We start from the raw sequence: 17,267 nt of genomic DNA on the forward strand, positions 1-17,267 counted from the left end.
CATAATTCCACCACCATCTAGCACATCCAAAAGCTTGCGCTAGTTGTGTTTCTTGTTCTTTAGATGGGTATATACGAACTTGAACAGCCTTGTGTAGCACTCAAATCACCTCCTTGATAAATTTATTTTAGCATGATATATTATTTTTGACAAGGGCGTAATACATAATATTGGAAAAACCTCAAATGTTCTTTGCTCTTACTTGGCTATGCCTCGTATTGATTGAGAACGATTTCGGTTTTTCCCGCCTTATATCCCGCCACTGATTAGGAGTACCAAATTCAGTGGGGGACTTACGGCGTAGTAGTTAAATCAATTAGCCATTCACCTGAGCAATAATAGTCCGATGACGGGGACTATTGCTAGTAATACTAGGAGTTTGGAAACCAGCCCCAACTAAGGCTTTTTCAATATCCAAACTGAAATATTCATCTAAATAAGGTTCAGTGCTTTTGAGCAACGTCAAAATATAAGTTGGCATTTGTTTGTAAATTTCTGATTTGGGATTCATGTCCATAATTGCTAAATGGCCACCAGGACGTAAAATACGCCTAGCTTCCGCAAAAATCTTGTGAGTTGCTGACTGGGGTAACTCATGACACATCAGAAAAATCGAAACCAAATCAAAGGAAGCATCTACAATACCTGTAGACTCAGCTTGACTATGCACCCAGTTAATATTAGCTTGGCGTTCTTGACTACGATAGTTAGCGACAGCCAAAAAATAGGGAGATAAATCTAAACCAGTGACTTTTGCTTGAGGATAAACTGTTTGGAGAGCAAAGGTACTTAATCCCACAGCACATCCTAAATCTAAAATATCTTGGGGTGCCGGGGAAATTTGCTGACTCAGAATATCATGGTAACTTTGACGCAGTTTAGCATCTCCTTGCGCTCCGGCTTCAGTCCAAATACTGGCATGGACAGTGCGAGCAGCTACTTCTAACTCAAAAGCCGCTTGCCAACTTAAATCTCCTCCCTCATAAGCATGAAATGGCCGGAAATAGTATTCTGGATAATTGATTTGGGGATTCTCTACCTTCGCCCAATCATTCGTCCAATCACGCTTTTGCAGTTGATCAACTTCCTCCATCCAGGGAACTCCTATTCTCTGGGCGCGTTTAATCATCATGTCTCTTGCTTGATGTTTAGCAAAATTAGCTAAGGGTTTAATAGCCAAGATGCCATTGACGAAACGGGAAGCTAAATCAGGAGCAGTGTTGATGGTGGTAGTCATAAATCAATTTTTGTCTTTGAGACTATTTTTTACTTATGACATATTTGCTGCGGTTGAGTCTATATCTATGATTCTATATAGCAATCCTATCTGATTTTGAGGATTAACTACCAAGTTAGTTTTGAGTTCTCAGGGTTTGGGCGGCAAGATAAATTTTTGTCCATTCACCTAGGACTTGATGGGGTTTAATTTGTAACTGTTGGGCGATCGCTTCTATGGAGTTACCAGCTTTGCGAAGGCTGAGAACTTGTTGGGATAAGGGGCTTAATTGTTGTTCAAGTTGTTGCCATTTAGCTTCTGTTAAACCTAGATGATGTTCCTGTAAAGAGATAGAAAGCCAGTTTTCAACCAGTTCTGGTTGGCCTTTGATGGCAAAAACGCGCACGGCATGATAACTGAGTTTTTCCCGCAGTCTATAGACTTCTTGAATGGGTTTGTTGAGTTTTTTGGCAATTTCTTCCTGAGATTTACCTTGCAGATATAAGCGCAACCAGTCTACTGCTTGTTGGCCAATATTTTTTAATAAATATTGTTCAAATTCTTCCTGGACACTTTGACGACTGGCTTGTTGTTCTTCCAGGTGTCGGTTTTCTTGATATTGAGCGATCGCTTGATTATCTACTAAACTAACTGGGTTATCATTGTTTTCTGCCAGCACTTCTTCGGAAACAAGTTTCACTAATTCACTGGTGGGTACTTGTGTTAAACCACCACGTTGAATACGCCGCAGGTAATTAACAAAGCGGTACATTAAAATCGGTTGATTTCGTACTGGACGTAAACAATATTCTTCAATACTGGCAAATAACAATGTATCCCGTAATCTTTTATCTGTGGTTAATGCAGCAATGTGAGTCATTTGTTGTTGAATATATGAATCACTTTGCATTAATTCCTGGAGAACTTCTTGCAATACATCAACCACGCTACGTTGGCGATCGCGGCTCAGAGATACCCAAGTTTGGATTTTGTTTCTAATAGCAACTACACTACCCAAACGAGTAATTAATTGCCGATAAGCCCGTTCTCTGCTTGTGCCTAAATACCGCTTTTGTAGAATCCGCCACCGATATTCCATTGCTTGTTTAGCAATGTCCAATTCTTTGATATTCAGCGTATCAAATCGTTCTAAATCGGCACCTAACAGCCAGGAAATAATACTTTGTTTAGTTGCTTGATTTTCTTCGGGACATTCTATAGCGAGTCGCTGTTGCCAATATTGGGCTAAATTTACCCTTTCTTGTGTCATAGCGATATTGCGCTCCTCGAAACTCTGTTGTAAAGTCTGCATCACAACCGCCATTTTGACTTAAATAGTTAACTTTGATTATTTTTTTGGTAGTTGATCATAGGTAATTGCTGATATTTTGCTGATTACTGATGAGTTAAGATATTACTATAAATAGCTCGTAAATGTACTGTGACAGAGATCACTGAACTTTAGTCAGTGATCGGAATTACCAAGAAGTAGGTGACAGTTGACAGTTGACAGGGAGAGAAATTTATATATTTCTTTTTCCTGACTCGGTGACTCCTGACCCCTGACTCGGTGACCCCTGAATTCTCTTAGCTTCTGTTAGAACTGCTAATGATAGGATTTTCTACAGATTCTCGATATTGTTGAACATCTGCTGTATAAGCGATAGGTAATACAGCTTCAACGTTTTCATGGGGACGGGGAATAATTACCCAAGATTCGAGAGTACCACCATAAACATTTTCAGCAGCTTCTACCCCAGCGGCCATAGCAGCTTTCACTTCCGAAACATCACCACGAATATTGACTGTGAAGCGGGCGCTACCAACTCTGATATAACCAACAAGAGTAACTCGACCGGCTTTTACCATTGCGTCTGCGGCGGCGAGAACGGCGGGGAAACCTTTGGTTTCTAGTGATCCGACAGCCTGTAGTGACATTTTTAATCTCCTCTTATGAATATAAAGTTATAGGTTGCTACAAATTATGTTTATGAAGTTGGGCTTCAATTTTTGATAGCGAACTTACTTAGAAAATACGGAAAGGCTCAGATTTGGACGTAAAGTGGATCGGTAAAACTGTTTCTACATTTTCCGGGGGGTTGGGAATAATATAGTGGGTAATAACTTGACCACCATAGGCTGCTTCACCAGCCACAATACCAGCCGCTACGGCTGTTTTCACTTCGGCTACCTGTCCTCTGACAGCCACTATCATGCGGCCACTTTCGGCGATACCGTAGTATACCAAGGTGACAGCAGCAGCTTTAACCATAGCATCAGCAGATGCTAAGACTGCGGGAAAACCTAATGTTTCAATTGCGCCAACGGCCATTGGCATGACTGAAATCTCCTGCGTTAAGGATAAGTGATTTTTATTTTACGAGGATTTTGTACCCTATTTGAATTTTTGGGGAAATTTTCTTTTCTCTCTGCCTGTTGTACACTGAGGTTTATGTTTGCAAATTTTCTTCCTGCCGCAGTGGGGCAACTCACAGAACCCACTTCTATCGCTTTGGCTAAAAATATCCAACGTCAGGCGATTTCTACACCTTTAGCTAATGAACCTATTAATACTACTTATGTCCATCACGGTAACGGTGGTACACCTGTTCTTTTAATTCACGGTTTTGATAGTTCGGTATTAGAATATCGCCGCTTGTTGCCTTTACTAGCTGCACATAACGCAGTTTGGGCTGTAGATTTATGGGGATTTGGCTTTACGGACAGATTATCAGGTATTGATTACAGTGCTAAAGCAATTAAAACCCATCTTTACTCGTTTTGGCAAACTTTGATAAATCAGCCAGTGATTTTGGTGGGTGCTTCTATGGGTGGTGCTGCGGCTATAGATTTTACCCTCACCTATCCAGAAGTGGTAAAACAACTGGTGTTAATGGATAGCGCCGGCTTAAAGGGAAATTCTCCCTTAGCTAAATATATATTTCCGCCTTTAGATTATTGGGCGACGGAATTTTTACGCAATCCCAAGGTGCGCGATCGCATTTGTCGAACCGCATATAAAAATCCTGATCTGATATCTGAGGATGCTTTATGCTGCGGAGAGTTACATTTACAAATGCCTAATTGGACTCAAGCTTTAATTGCTTTTACCAAAAGTGGCGGTTATAGTGCTTTTAAATTTAACCAACTTGCCCAAATTGAACAACCAACTTTAATTTTATGGGGCGATAGTGATAAAATTTTGGGAACTAGGGACGCTCCCAAATTTGCGAAAGCAATTCACCAAAGTAAACTGATTTGGATTAAAGATTGTGGTCATATCCCCCATTTAGAACAATCTCAAATTGTTGCCCAACATATCTTAGAATTTCGGAATTAATTTCATCTAACACACATAATTCATCAGGAAAAATAAAATGAGTTTTCCTTCCGAACTCCTGTACAGACGTTCCAGTGGAACTACTGACTCCTGAATTCTTGCTTCAATCATATAACCAAGTATTCTTGGAAAAATCCTCACTATCTTGAGTTGGTTTTTCTTGAAGTCTTTCTATGGATCTATGGGATTTTTTGTATTGAATGGATTTAGAAATTTGAGTAGCTTGTTCACTAGTTTGTTGATGAGGTTGTTTAAACACTTTAACTTCTTCCAACAACTGAGAATTAGAATCTGCTAGTTGGAGGGCGGTTTGTTTTGTTTCCTGGAGTTCTATTGTTAAGCGTTCGACTAACGCATCTTTTTCTGTAACAACTATTTTTAAATCGCTGATTTTGTTTTGAAGAGTAGCTTGTTTTTGTTTTAATGTAGAAACTGTTTGTTGTAATTCTTCAATTCTCGCTTCTAATTCTAATTCTTTATTACTAGGAGAAGCAGGAATTTCTGTAGTGAGTGTTTGTGTTTCTAATACTGCTTCAGCAGCAACTTCAATCACAGGTTCACCTTGTAGGGGTGTAAATTTTTGTGCTTCTTCTTGTATGAGGTTAGAAAGATTTTTTTTAGGCATTAGATTATAAACTCCATTATGTGATCATAATTTAAGTATATAGCGGTATGCACTTGAATGAGATACAGAATTTACCTAAAAAACTATACACTCTCATGATTTTCAACTCTGTTCCCTATTCCCTATTCCCTGTTCCCTGCCATAAGCCTAGATGTTACCACAAAAAAATTAGGTTTTATTCCCAAATCCTATACTCTTCCCTATTCCCTGTTCCCTTTTGTAAGTATTCAGCTATAGAACTTGTTTATACCCAGATCCCCGACTTCTTTTATTGATTGTGTCCATAAATGATCAATTAATCACAGAAGTCGGGGATCTTATTTCCCCATCTGAATTCTTACTCCCTTGTAAAAAACTCCAGTTTTTAACTTGGATGAGTTTAATTTTCTCACTGACATTCTAAGGCTTTTTTTTGCATGGTTTTGAAAATGTTATAAAACCCATTAGCGCGGGAAGGTGTCAAACTGACATTTAAACCAGTTTCTTGAATAAAATCAGGGGTAAGTTGGACTATTTCTGTAGGTGTTGAACCATTTAATCCTTCTATTAATAATGCCAATAATCCCTTAGTTAATTGGGAATCAGAATCACCCTGAAACATGACTTTACCATCTTCTAAAGATGCAGTTACATATACTTGAGACACACAACCAGCCACTTTATTTTCGGGAATTTTACCAGATTCAGGAAACTCTGGTAGCTTTTGAGCATACCAAATTAACTGTTCATAGCGTCGTTTTGGTTCTGTAGCGCGTTGAAAGCGTTGGACAATTTTATTAAGTGCTGCTGGTAAGGAATCAAGAGTTGAGGACATGATTAATTCAGAAAATAATTAATCTTATTTTAGCAATTACTCGGTTTTTCTGATAGTGCCAGTATAATAGTCAGGATCAAAAATAGGGATTCAGTTAGGTATTGGTTTTCATGATGAATTGAAAATAAGTGTTAAACTTTGCTACAAAGTAAGCCATGATATAGATTTTTCTAAGCGAATATTTAGATGATATTGTCAAGCATCCAAAAATCTCAGGAGTAAATTAGATGTTAACTTTAATCTTGCTGGCTACTGCTACCGCACCTCTGGAATGGAGTCCTAATGTGGGGATAATTATGATTATTGCTAAATATCTTGGCGATCGCTATGGGCAAATTTACCATTCAATATTCTAACTCTCAGCCAGAATTACCAGCACCTCAATTTTTTAGTGGTTTTGGTTTACCTGTGGTATTAGCAACTGCTTCCTTTGGGCATATTTTGGGAGCAGGTATCATTTTAGGACTGCATTACATCGGTAAAATTTAGGTTTTTCTCCTTAGGAAATGTACTGGCGGCGTTGCTGAATTTGGGGATAAATTGCCATTTTGAGGATTATACTCGCCATGACAATACAAAAATCATCCTCCATTTTCGCAATGCCATATTTTCCTTCTTCCTGTTTCCATTTAGATGTTTATAAAAAATAAAACCTGATTCCTATATTTGATTTCAGAGGATATTCCAAAAGTTCTTGACAAATATAATTTGCTACTACACAAACTCAATCCACCTGCTAAGACTAGGGGAAAATTGCTGGTAAATATTACTTTTTGTAAAAAATTTAAAACTTTCATAAAATTTATTTTTCGTTCTAGAGACATTCCACCGGAACGTCTCTACGCCTTAATTCATACCTGGTTTCAGGAACGCCACTTAATCTACTTTCATTTATTCTCGTCTACTTATTCCCTGCGTCTGTTACTATAATTCATATTCAAGACTGCGATCGCATACAAACTCTGTCAGAAACGTATCTAGAGGGAAAAATAAAGCGCACCTTCATCCAGAAATCCTATAACCCCAACAGATAAGATTACGAAAATTATGGTAAAGAGTATTATATTCAAGGTTAAATTATTTATAGTGGTATTTACTTCCCTAGTATGTACCGACATCAGATACCTACCTAGCCTCAAACAGCCATACATCAAGAAACTTTCATTCCTGATTCCTGAGTCCTGAATTTTGCTATATTAAAAATGTCATCTAAAATTATACTCACCATCACCCAGGGTAAACTGTCTGGAAAACAATATATTTTTGCATCTCGCAGCACTTGTATCGTTGGTAGAAACGACGATTGTAACTTGCAAATAGCAGATGCAGTTGATATGACAATTTCCCGTTATCACTGCTTACTAGATATTAACCCTCCAGATATTCGGGTGCGAGACTTAGGCAGTTTAAATGGTACTTTTGTTAACGGCAAAAAAATCGGACAAAGACAACGGGAACAAACCGCTAAAGAAGCCGTAAAATTAAATTTTCCCGAATATAACCTACAAAATGGGGATGAAATTAGATTAGGTGATATTCTCTTCAAAATCGAGGTAGAAGCCGAACCAGAATTAGAGAAAAAATCAGATATAATTCCTCCAACAGCAAAAAATAACCCTAATTGTCTAATAATTTTTCAAAACCTCCTAGAACTAGCTCAAAAAAATCATACCAAACTTCAGACTTTATCTGGATATAAACTGATCAAATCATTAGGTAAAGGAGGTTTTGGCGAAGTATTTTTAGCCCAACATATTCACACCAAGAAACTGGTTGCTATCAAAATTATGATACCTGCGGTTACTATTAATACCCGGGGAGTAAAAATGTTTTTACAAGCAACAGAAAATATCAAGATGTTACAACATGATAACATCGTCCAATTATTTGATTATGGCTTTGCAGAAAATGCTTTCTTTTTGATCATGGAATATTTTCCTGGTGGCAACGTTTGGGACTTAATGCAAAAATCAGGATGGCGTTTACCCCTGAAAACTGCTGTAGATATTACTATTCAAGTTTTAGAAGGTTTAATATATGCCCATAGTGTAGCAGTTCCTCGTATGCAATTAGATCATGAGAAATTGAATCAAGCTAAAGGTTTAGTTCATCAAGATTTAAAACCGAATAATATTTTAATTAGTCAAATAAATGATGAACTAGAAGTAAAAATAGGAGATTATGGTTTATCTAAAGCCTTTGACTTAGCTGGTTTAAGTGGACAAACTTTAACAGGTACAAAAACCGGAACACCCGCATTTATGCCCCGACAACAGGTACTAGACTTTAAACATGAGTTACCAGAAATTGATATTTGGGCAACAGCAGCTTGTTTATATAATTTGTTAACAGGATATTTCCCCCGCGATTTTACTGGTGATCCTTGGTTATCAGTTCTGCAAAACAAACCTGTGCCTATTCGTCAGCGAAATAATAGTATTCCAAAAAAATTAGCTGATGTGATAGATTTAGCATTGCAAGAAAAACCACAAATTCATTTTCAAACAGCAGAACAATTTAAACAAGCATTACTAGATGCCATCTAAAAATTTGTGTAAGAATTCAGGTGAGGTACAAAGATCCCCGACCTCTGTGATCATATAGACACAATCAATAAAAGAAGTCGGGGATCTGGCCATGAACGATCACTATAGTTGAATACTTACTGAATACTTACAAATTTGTCAAAAGCAATAATGTCCAAGTATCAACCCTGTTCCCTGTTCTCTTCTATAAAACTATGAGTACATTACCAACAATACAACAATTACCATTACAACTAATTACACCAGAAAATTTTCAACCCTATGGACAAGTAATTTATGCCAGCAAAGATGGCAAGAATTTTGATCATGAAGATGCACAATTAAACCTAGAAAATGGTATTCCCCGCTTTTATATTATGCGGTTACAGGAAAAAGGCAGAAAATTTCACCAAATTACTCGTCATACCAAATGCACCCAATGTTTAGGTTCTCTAGATGGTAAAGAGTGGTTTATGGCAGTTTGTCCACCTCATAATCACATCAACCAACCTGTATTATCAGAAATTGCCGCTTTTGTCATTCCCGGAAATTGTTTTATTAAATTAGAAGTAGGAACTTGGCACGCAGGCCCATATTTTGATCATGAATTTGTAGATTTTTACAATCTAGAATTGAGTGATACCAATGTAGTAGATCATTTGACCCATAATTTTCTCAAAAGTCATAATTTAACCTTTGAGATGGTTTGAATAGAGGCAGAAGACAGGAGGAAGAGTATATTTGAAAAGTCATGGTTGTTTTATTTACGCCGTGCTGTTCTAGTCCTTACCTTAATTATCCATTGCCCATGAAGTTTGAAAAATTCTTTTTAGTGAAGTTTCCTTAACTAATTTAGCAGCTTGTTGAATTTCTAACCATTTTCTTTCTCTGGCAGTGGCTTCTGGCCAATCTTCTAATACAGTTTCTACAGGCAATAAAAATAAATTTACTTGATAGGTATTGCCCCGTTTTCGATATTTATAATTACCCAACTTTTCCGTTGTGACTCTGCCTAAAACTCCTGCTTCTTCCCATGCTTCCTTTGCGGCTGAATCATGGGGACTCATCCCTTTACAAAGTCCACCTTTAGGAATTACCCAACCTTGACGCTTACGAGTAGTAATTAAGAGAACTTCAACTTTTCCCTCGTTTACCCGATAGGGGATAACTCCAGATTGTTGTAAAACTTTGTTATTTTTTCGAGTCATAATCGTAGATTCCTGATCAATGAGTAGTTTTGATTTGTAATATTTGATGATGACATGATACTAAAATAATCTTCAGGAATATAAGCCATCTAGTTAGTAATCTTTATCATAAATTCATTAATATTTCATAAATATCCGGGAATCTATGGAACGTGATCACGCTCACGGTTATCACTTCATCACCGAAAATACGCTAAAATTCAAGCAGAGTAAGCATTTTTCATATATACATACCCATGCTAGAAACTCTGGAGACCACAGTTTACGAACTAGAACAACTGGCTAACACCCTTGTTACTCATCAACTTACCCATCTGAGTATTATCAGTATTGGGATTATTTTCCTGGCGGGCTTGCTGACCAGCCTCAGCCCTTGTATGTTATCCATGCTACCAATTACCATTGGCTATATTGGTGGTTATGAAGCTAAAACCCGCTTACAAGCAGCAGCCCAATCAACTTGGTTTGCCTTGGGACTAGCAACCACACTTGCAGGAATGGGAATCATAGCAGGTTTAGTTGGTAAAGTCTACGGTCAAGTAGGAATTGGTTTACCAATTATTGTCAGCGTTATTGCTATTGTTATGGGACTGAATTTATTAGAAGCATTACCCATACAATTTCCATCCTTAAATGAAACAAATTGGATTTCTCCCGATTTACCTTCTGGAGTTCGTTCCTACTCTATTGGGTTAACATTTGGTTTAGTTGCCTCTCCTTGCAGTACACCAGTTTTAGCTAGTTTATTAGGTTGGATTGCTAATACTCAAGATTTAATTTTAGGTGCGGCTTTGCTACTTGCTTATACAGCCGGATATGTAGTTCCGTTAATTGTCGCCGGGACATTTACGGCAACTATTAAAAAACTATTAGAATTGCGTCGTTGGTCAGGTTGGATAAATCCTGTTAGCGGTACATTATTAGTAGGCTTTGGCATTTTTTCCTTGCTTTCTCGCATTCCTTTCGGCAGTTTCTAAGTAATGACTTTAGATAAGACAACATCCACAGAATTAAGTTGGTGGTTAAGACCTGGGAAATTTATCCGCCGGGAAATTCTGCCAGTACTAACTGATTTACGTTTAGCAATTATTCTCTTATTAGTAATTGCTGTATTTAGTGTTAGTGGTACTGTAATTGAACAAGGACAATCCCCAGGATTTTACCAATCTAACTATCCCGAACATCCAGCTTTATTTGGTTTCCTAACTTGGAAAGTGATTCAAGTAGTGGGGTTAGATCATGTATATAGAACTTGGTGGTTTTTGAGTTTATTAGTTCTATTTGGTACAAGTTTAACAGCTTGTACCTTTACTCGTCAATTGCCAGCCTTAAAAGCTGCTCAAAAATGGCAATATTATGGAGAACCTCGCAATTTTCAAAAGTTAGCCTTGAGTGCAGAATTACAGGATGTAGATTTGCCATCTATTACGCCGATTTTGCAACAAAAACAATATCGAATTTTCCAAGAACAAGATGATATTCTTTATGCCCGTAAAGGTATAATTGGTAAAATAGGCCCGATTATTGTTCATATTGGCATAGTTGCCATTTTACTAGGCGGAATCTGGGGATCAATGACGGGTTTTATGGCTCAAGAAATGATTGCGAGTGGGGATACATTTCAGGTCAAAAATATTGTTGATGCTGGTGCTTGGTCATCTCAAAAGGTGTTAAAAGACTGGTCTGTGCGGGTGAATCGTTTTTGGATTGATTACACCCCCACGGGAGGAATTGACCAATTTTATTCTGATATGTCGGTATTAGATGATGATGGGAAAGAAGTTAACCAGGAAAAGATTTATGTTAACAAGCCACTGCGTTATCATGGTGTAGTTTTTTATCAAACAGATTGGGGAATTTCTAGCCTGAGAGTGAGATTAAATAAAAGTCCCATTTTCCAATTACCAATGGCACAATTAGATACTAAAGGTAAAGGCAGACTGTGGGGAACTTGGATGCCAACAAAACCAGATTTAAGTGAAGGTGTTTCCATCCTGGCAAAAGATTTACAAGGCATGGTATTAGTTTATGATGCCCAAGGTAAATTAATTAGTACAGTCCGTGCGGGTATGGGTATACCTGTCAATGGGGTAAATTTACAAATTCTGGATATCATTGGTAGTACCGGTTTACAAATTAAATATGACCCAGGTATTCCCATTGTTTATATTGGTTTTGCTTTATTAATGTTGGGTGTGGTCATGAGTTATTTTTCCCATTCCCAAATTTGGGTTTTACAAACAGGTAAAACCTTGTATATTGGAGGCAAAACTAACCGCGCTCAAGTTGCCTTTGAACAAGAGGTTTTAGCAATTTTAGATCAACTTAGTGCCGTCAAAAAATCTTAAATTTAAGATCCCCGACTTCTTTAAGAAGTCGAGGATCTGTATGCTTGAAGGTGGTATAGGCGAACTACCGTTCTACTTCTCTCAAGATACAAGGTTGGGTTAAGGTTTTGGGAAACCCAACAAAATCTTGATCACCTTGGGTTTCACCTTGTTTTACCCAACCTAGAATAATTAAACTGCGGTGAGAAGTTCTGAGCGCATTTGTTGAATTAATTGATGTAAATTACCTGTATTCAAACGATAACTTAAAGGATGAACAATTAACCTGGCTGTGCTTTCATACAAAGTGGCAATCTCAATTAAACCATTTTCTCTTAAAGTCTTACCTGTGGAAACTATATCAACAATTGCCTCCGACATTCCCGTAATTGGCCCTAATTCTACCGAACCATATAAAGGAACAATTTCTATAGGTAAATCTAAGCCTTGAAAATATTCTCGCGCACAATTCACATATTTAGAAGCGACCCGACCATGGGCTGGTAAATCTAAGGGAGATTTGTAGGAACTGGTCGCTTTTACCGCTACCGACATCCGACAATAGCCAAATTTTAAATCTACTAATTGGGCAACTTGAGGCTGTTTTTCTCGGAGGACATCGTAACCCACAATTCCTAATTGCGCCTGACCATATTCTACATAAACGGGTACATCTTGCGCTCGTACTAATAGACCTTTTGCTTGTCCACTGACATCAGGAATTTGCAATTGGCGGTTTCCCGATTCTAAAAAAGCACTAAAATCTAATCCTACAGATTGTAATATGCGGAGACTAGGTTTAAGTAGCTCTCCTTTGGGTATGGCAACAGTTAACATTGTTTCTTTTGTTATTCTTAATGTGTTAGGACTTGCACAACTGGAACATTGGTAGAGTGCGTCAGATATCAAAAATCTGCTTATTTACATGATTTATGTAGTCTGACGCACCCTACAAAAGATTTTTGGGTGTGAAACTTGCGTCAGTCCTGTGTGTGTGCAGTTCACTATATTGAGAATATATCTGCTTTTCTACCAACGGCCATGAAAATTTTATTAGTTGATGATGAAGTTGAACTAACTGATCCTTTATGTCGCTTGTTAACTCGTGAAGGTTATACTGTAGATGCCAGCTATGACGGAATCAATGGCAGTAATTTAGCCCAAGCTAGTAGTTATGATTTACTCATTTTAGATTGGATGTTGCCGGGAAAAACCGGGTTAGAAATTTGTCAAGAATTACGTCATCGAGGCAAAATAACTCCCGTACTATTTTTGACGGCAAAAGATACTCTAGATGACCGTGTACAAGGTTTAGACGCAGGTGCAGATGATTATTTAGTCAAACCTTTTGAACTGCGGGAATTATTGGCAAGAGTCCGGGCTTTATTACGTCGTGCTGGCACAGAATCTTATACTAGTACAACGGGGAAGTTAGTTGTAGCCGATTTAGAACTGGATATAGAAAATCAAATAGCTTATCGTCACGGGAGAATTATTGAACTCTCTCAAAAAGAAAGTCAATTGTTACAATACTTCATGGAAAATACCGGACAATTGCTGACTCATGGTCAAATTTTGCAGCATTTATGGCAAAATGAAGAACAACCTAGCAGTAATGTCATTGCAGCTTTAATTCGTCTATTGCGTCGTAAGGTGGAACTAGCTGGTGAAACTCCACTAATTCATACTGTATATGGTAAAGGTTATCGTTTTGGATCTGTTGTCATTGAATAACTATCATTGTTATCTGAGTTTTAATCCTTTGCTTCAGTTAATATTTTGCAACCTCTGGGATATCGTCCCGATGTAGCTGCTAATGGTTTAGAAGTATTGATAGCTTTACGGAGACAACATTATGATGTGGTATTAATGGATATTCAAATGCCAGAAATATGAACTACTAACTCTCGAACATGATTATGTTGACGATGTTCCCAAATATAGATTCCTTGCCATGTTCCTAATACTAAATATCCGCGATTAATGGGAATTTGTTCCGAGGTATGAGTTAATACTGTGCGGATATGTCCAGGCATATCATCAGCGCCTTCAGCATCATGAACATAGTAATTACCTTCTGGGACTATTTTAGACATGAAATTAGCTAAATCAACTAATACATCAGGATCGGCATTTTCTTGAATAACTAAACTAGCTGATGTGTGGCGTAAAAATAAGCTACAAAGACCAGTTCCTATGCCAGATTCGGCAACAATGGCTTCAATTTTAGCAGTAATATTGTGAAATGATTTGCCATTGGTGGAAACTCTTAATAATTTTTGGTAGTGTGTCATGGATAGTTTAAATTTTTTTGTGTAAATAATCTATCACAGCTTGGGCTATTGTTTCATTGCCATTTTTATCGAGAATTTGGGTTTGTTTTGGAGGTTGGGGTGAGTCATGGAGAAAATGCCAATCTCCTTGAAAAAATTCTGCTGCTGTGACAATCTGATGGTGATTGTAATTAGTTATTCCTGCTGATATAAAGGCGGCTTCGGCAAAATCATCACGGGGAATAGTGACCACTGGTGTTTGCAGACAGGTAGCTTCGGAAAATGTCCCATATCCAGGTTTAGAAATAATTCTCCCACAAACCGGCATAAAATCTACAGGGCGATATTGACGATTTGTGACTTTAATTAAGTTAGGTAAATCTGGGGCGGAAACATCAAAAGTAATAAATTGCCAATCAGGAAATTTACTCAGATTATGATAGGGAATGGCTTGTAAACCTAGTCCACCAAATGTGAGTAAAATTGTTTGTTCTGGTGAGGTATTTATTCCCCAATTATTGCGTAATTCATCAACAGTAAAATGGGGAGAACCGCCAGTTAAACCTACATCGGTGATATTTGCAAATGCTGACATGGGTTCATGGAACGGGAGACGAAAGAGGCGATCGCATTTTCCATACCAATCACTAATCCAATCGGCAATTTCCAGGAATTCTTCCCCCCAATCTCGATAGATAAAATCCCAGCCAAAATTACTCATCATCCAACAAGGAATATTGGCAGCTTGGGCAAATCCCGCCGCCAGAAAGGGAATATCTGCTAGAATTAAATCCACCCGATTTTGACGAATAAAATTAACCTCTGAAGCAATTAAGGATTGGTAATTTTTTTTGATTTCTCGTAACTTTTCTAAGGTTGCTGGTTTATCCATTGTTAAACTATCAGCTTGGATAACTCCTAAATCAAACGCCCGTGGGCGTAAAATAAAATCACCTTCTATATAAGATTCTAGTAACCAACGAGGTGCAGTAGTCACTAAAATTAATAACGCTTCAGGACATAATTTTTGAATGGTGTTAGCGACGGAAGCTGTGCGGGTTGCATGACCAAAACCATGATTGGTAATGGCTATATATATAATTGGTCTGTCCATGATTTAAAAAGAAGAAAATAAAAAGAATGTGAGTAGGTATAGGGAGGATTTTAATGCCCCTAACCCCCAATTCTGGGGAAATAAGAATTTCAAAGTTCCCCAAGTTTGGGGGATTTAGGCGGCTAAACTGTAGCTTACTAAGGAGGGACTATAGGGAGGTCTGATTATGTACATCTTCATAGGAAATTGGTATAACCTACTTACTTGTAAATCTTAGCTTTATTTTGTCAACCCAAACTATTTGATATTGATGCTATTAATTGGTCAATTTCTGATGCTAAAGTTAGGTAATGAACACTCACCCGGATACAATTAGGATTGGCAATTGTCCGAGTTAAAATATTTTGGGCTTCTAGAGATTGCACCAATTTAAAACTAGGTTGATCAGTGACTTGAAAAGACACTAGGCCACTTTCTGGAGGTGAATTTTTTAAACATTTGACATGAGGTAAAGAGTTTAATTGCTGCCAGAGATATTCACTATTGTAGAGAATTTGCTGATATCTTTCCTCTGCCGTTCCCCATTGTTCATGAATGGCGATCGCTTGGGTTAAACTGATATATAGTGGCGTGGATAAAGTAGAAACTTCATATCTGCGTCCATCTGCTTGCCAACCTGTAGGTTGGGCTTGACTATTAGTAGTTACGCCATTTAAACCAATATAGGTAGGATGTAAACTTTCTCTAGCTTCAGGATGCACATATAAACCACCCACACCAGCAGGTCCACATAACCATTTATGACCAGTAAAGGCATAAAAATCTACACCCAACGCTGTTAAATCCAAAGGCAGAACGCCCACAGATTGAGCCGCATCTATCAATAATCGAGAATTATTACTTCTGCATACTGCTACAATTTTATCAATGGGCAAAACTTGACCCGTATTCCATAATACATGACTCAACACCACTAAGCGAGTTTGGGGAAGCAGATGATCAGCAATAATACCGACAGGATCTCCCCCATTTAAAGTTGCCATAATTGGACAAGTTGTAACTTCTATCCCAAATCTACGGGCAATTTCCTGGGCAGTAGCGATAACGCCAGGGTGTTCGCAGTCAGAAAGCAGCAAATGATCACCCGCTTGCCACTCAATACCCCACATAGCGATATTACAGCCAACGGTCACATTACCCGTGAGAGTAATTGTATCACTGGGAACATTTAATAAAGATGCGATCGCCTCCCGACTACCTTGCATTTGCGGTGAAATCCAACGGTAAGCCTCATTCCCAAAGGGTCCGATATCTTGAATATATTTCATAGCCTCAGTAATAGCATCCATAGCCCCTTGAGCCATTGGACCCTGGCCACCATAGTTAAAATAAACCTTATTGGCTAAAGCGGGAAATTGTGCGCGATGGTGATGCAGCTTGTTCATAGAATGAGTAGAAATATATCATCTAATTTATAGCAGGAGGCAGGAGGCAGTGGTTCGACTTACTTCAACCCTTCGACTAGCCCATGATATCGCAAGCTCAGTACAAGTTGCTCACCAACCAGAGGCAGAAGGAAATTAGCTAGTTAAATATTTGCCAACGAATACTAACTAATGCTATACTTTACCTATGGCATACATACCACTTAGAAAAGCGGTCGAATTTCTGGGATTGCATCCAAATACCTTGAGGAGATATGCAGATGAAGGGAAAATCAAAAGCATTAAAAACCCAGCAGGACAAAGATTGTACGATGTCGAATCATACATCAGGGGCGATTCAATTAGAACTCCCACTATTTGCTACTGTCGGGTTAGTTCCTCAAAACAGCGAGATGACCTTGATAGACAAATCGCCTATATGCAATCCCTCTACCCAGACC

General features: G+C 38.1%; 19 protein-coding genes and 1 pseudogene. 8 read left to right on the forward strand and 12 right to left on the reverse strand.

Going from position 1 to position 17,267, the window contains the following annotated elements:
- From CUN59_RS12605 to CUN59_RS12625, 5 genes are all read right to left on the reverse strand, one after another.
- Positions 1-100, reverse strand: a 100-nt coding sequence (locus CUN59_RS12605) for a helix-turn-helix domain-containing protein (RefSeq protein WP_165790194.1), incomplete at its 3' end; no start/stop codon positions are given.
- A 216-nt stretch (positions 101-316) separates the two neighbouring features.
- Entirely contained in the window at positions 317-1,237 is a 921-nt protein-coding gene (locus CUN59_RS12610) for a class I SAM-dependent methyltransferase (protein ID WP_104388178.1), read from the reverse strand.
- A gap of 115 nt (positions 1,238-1,352) precedes the next feature.
- Positions 1,353-2,540 (reverse strand): HetZ-related protein 2, encoded by a 1,188-nt coding sequence (locus CUN59_RS12615; RefSeq protein ID WP_104388179.1) that lies wholly within the window; start codon positions 2,538-2,540, stop codon positions 1,353-1,355.
- A gap of 263 nt (positions 2,541-2,803) precedes the next feature.
- Positions 2,804-3,154, reverse strand: a complete 351-nt coding sequence (locus CUN59_RS12620) for a carbon dioxide-concentrating mechanism protein CcmK (RefSeq protein ID WP_104388180.1) — start codon at positions 3,152-3,154, stop codon at positions 2,804-2,806.
- 88 nt (positions 3,155-3,242) lie between these two features.
- Complete coding sequence (locus tag CUN59_RS12625) at positions 3,243-3,554, reverse strand: carbon dioxide-concentrating mechanism protein CcmK (protein WP_104388181.1); 312 nt, start codon at positions 3,552-3,554, stop codon at positions 3,243-3,245.
- 114 nt (positions 3,555-3,668) lie between these two features.
- Between CUN59_RS12625 and CUN59_RS12630 the strand changes: the two genes are divergently transcribed.
- Positions 3,669-4,556: an alpha/beta fold hydrolase gene (locus CUN59_RS12630; RefSeq protein ID WP_104388182.1), complete on the forward strand. Its 888-nt coding sequence runs from the start codon at positions 3,669-3,671 to the stop codon at positions 4,554-4,556.
- A gap of 103 nt (positions 4,557-4,659) precedes the next feature.
- Here the strand turns inward: CUN59_RS12630 and CUN59_RS12635 are convergent, their stop codons facing one another.
- Together CUN59_RS12635 and CUN59_RS12640 are read right to left on the reverse strand one after the other, a co-directional pair.
- The gene (locus CUN59_RS12635) at positions 4,660-5,181 is read right to left on the reverse strand and encodes a hypothetical protein (RefSeq protein WP_104388183.1); all 522 of its coding nucleotides are present in this window, start codon (positions 5,179-5,181) and stop codon (positions 4,660-4,662) included.
- Between the two features lie 388 nt (positions 5,182-5,569).
- Entirely contained in the window at positions 5,570-5,995 is a 426-nt protein-coding gene (locus tag CUN59_RS12640) for a SufE family protein (protein ID WP_104388184.1), read from the reverse strand.
- A gap of 227 nt (positions 5,996-6,222) precedes the next feature.
- Between CUN59_RS12640 and psaK the strand changes: the two are divergent.
- The 3 genes and pseudogenes from psaK to CUN59_RS12655 all read left to right on the forward strand — a co-directional run bounded on the left by psaK (position 6,223) and on the right by CUN59_RS12655 (position 9,230).
- Positions 6,223-6,484, forward strand: a pseudogene (psaK, locus tag CUN59_RS12645) (photosystem I reaction center subunit PsaK).
- Between the two features lie 713 nt (positions 6,485-7,197).
- Entirely contained in the window at positions 7,198-8,541 is a 1,344-nt protein-coding gene (locus CUN59_RS12650) for a protein kinase domain-containing protein (protein ID WP_104388185.1), read from the forward strand.
- A gap of 194 nt (positions 8,542-8,735) precedes the next feature.
- Positions 8,736-9,230 carry an ureidoglycolate lyase gene (locus tag CUN59_RS12655; RefSeq protein WP_104388186.1) on the forward strand — a complete coding sequence of 165 codons (495 nt, stop codon included), beginning with the start codon at positions 8,736-8,738 and terminating at the stop codon, positions 9,228-9,230.
- Between the two features lie 81 nt (positions 9,231-9,311).
- Here CUN59_RS12655 and CUN59_RS12660 read toward each other — a convergent pair whose 3' ends face one another.
- Positions 9,312-9,728, reverse strand: a complete 417-nt coding sequence (locus CUN59_RS12660; RefSeq protein ID WP_104388187.1) for an NUDIX hydrolase — start codon at positions 9,726-9,728, stop codon at positions 9,312-9,314.
- Between the two features lie 236 nt (positions 9,729-9,964).
- Here CUN59_RS12660 and CUN59_RS12665 point away from each other — a divergent pair, with 236 nt between their 5' ends.
- Together CUN59_RS12665 and CUN59_RS12670 are read left to right on the forward strand one after the other, a co-directional pair.
- Positions 9,965-10,705 (forward strand): cytochrome c biogenesis protein CcdA, encoded by a 741-nt coding sequence (locus CUN59_RS12665; protein WP_104388188.1) that lies wholly within the window; start codon positions 9,965-9,967, stop codon positions 10,703-10,705.
- Between the two features lie 3 nt (positions 10,706-10,708).
- Entirely contained in the window at positions 10,709-12,076 is a 1,368-nt protein-coding gene (locus tag CUN59_RS12670; protein WP_104388189.1) for a cytochrome c biogenesis protein, read from the forward strand.
- A 171-nt stretch (positions 12,077-12,247) separates the two neighbouring features.
- On the opposite strand, the gene hisG is transcribed toward CUN59_RS12670, so the two are convergent.
- On the reverse strand, positions 12,248-12,892 hold the full coding sequence (hisG, locus tag CUN59_RS12675) for an ATP phosphoribosyltransferase (RefSeq protein ID WP_104388190.1): 645 nt from the start codon (positions 12,890-12,892) through the stop codon (positions 12,248-12,250).
- 204 nt (positions 12,893-13,096) lie between these two features.
- Here hisG and rppA point away from each other — a divergent pair, with 204 nt between their 5' ends.
- Positions 13,097-13,789, forward strand: a complete 693-nt coding sequence (gene rppA / locus CUN59_RS12680; protein ID WP_104388191.1) for a two-component system response regulator RppA — start codon at positions 13,097-13,099, stop codon at positions 13,787-13,789.
- Between the two features lie 143 nt (positions 13,790-13,932).
- Here the strand turns inward: rppA and CUN59_RS12690 are convergent, their stop codons facing one another.
- The 3 genes from CUN59_RS12690 to CUN59_RS12700 form a co-directional block, all read right to left on the reverse strand.
- A complete protein-coding gene (locus CUN59_RS12690) occupies positions 13,933-14,349 on the reverse strand; it encodes a secondary thiamine-phosphate synthase enzyme YjbQ (protein WP_104388193.1) in 417 nt (138 codons plus the stop codon).
- 7 nt (positions 14,350-14,356) lie between these two features.
- A complete protein-coding gene (locus CUN59_RS12695; protein WP_104388194.1) occupies positions 14,357-15,442 on the reverse strand; it encodes a glycosyl transferase in 1,086 nt (361 codons plus the stop codon).
- Between the two features lie 227 nt (positions 15,443-15,669).
- Positions 15,670-16,827 carry an aminotransferase class V-fold PLP-dependent enzyme gene (locus tag CUN59_RS12700; RefSeq protein WP_104388195.1) on the reverse strand — a complete coding sequence of 386 codons (1,158 nt, stop codon included), beginning with the start codon at positions 16,825-16,827 and terminating at the stop codon, positions 15,670-15,672.
- 187 nt (positions 16,828-17,014) lie between these two features.
- Here CUN59_RS12700 and CUN59_RS12705 point away from each other — a divergent pair.
- Positions 17,015-17,267 (forward strand): MerR family DNA-binding transcriptional regulator (locus CUN59_RS12705; protein WP_133164020.1); only part of this gene is annotated, 253 nt, incomplete at its 3' end.

The sequence above is a fragment of the Cuspidothrix issatschenkoi CHARLIE-1 genome (assembly GCF_002934005.1).
Taxonomy (GTDB): domain Bacteria; phylum Cyanobacteriota; class Cyanobacteriia; order Cyanobacteriales; family Nostocaceae; genus Cuspidothrix; species Cuspidothrix issatschenkoi.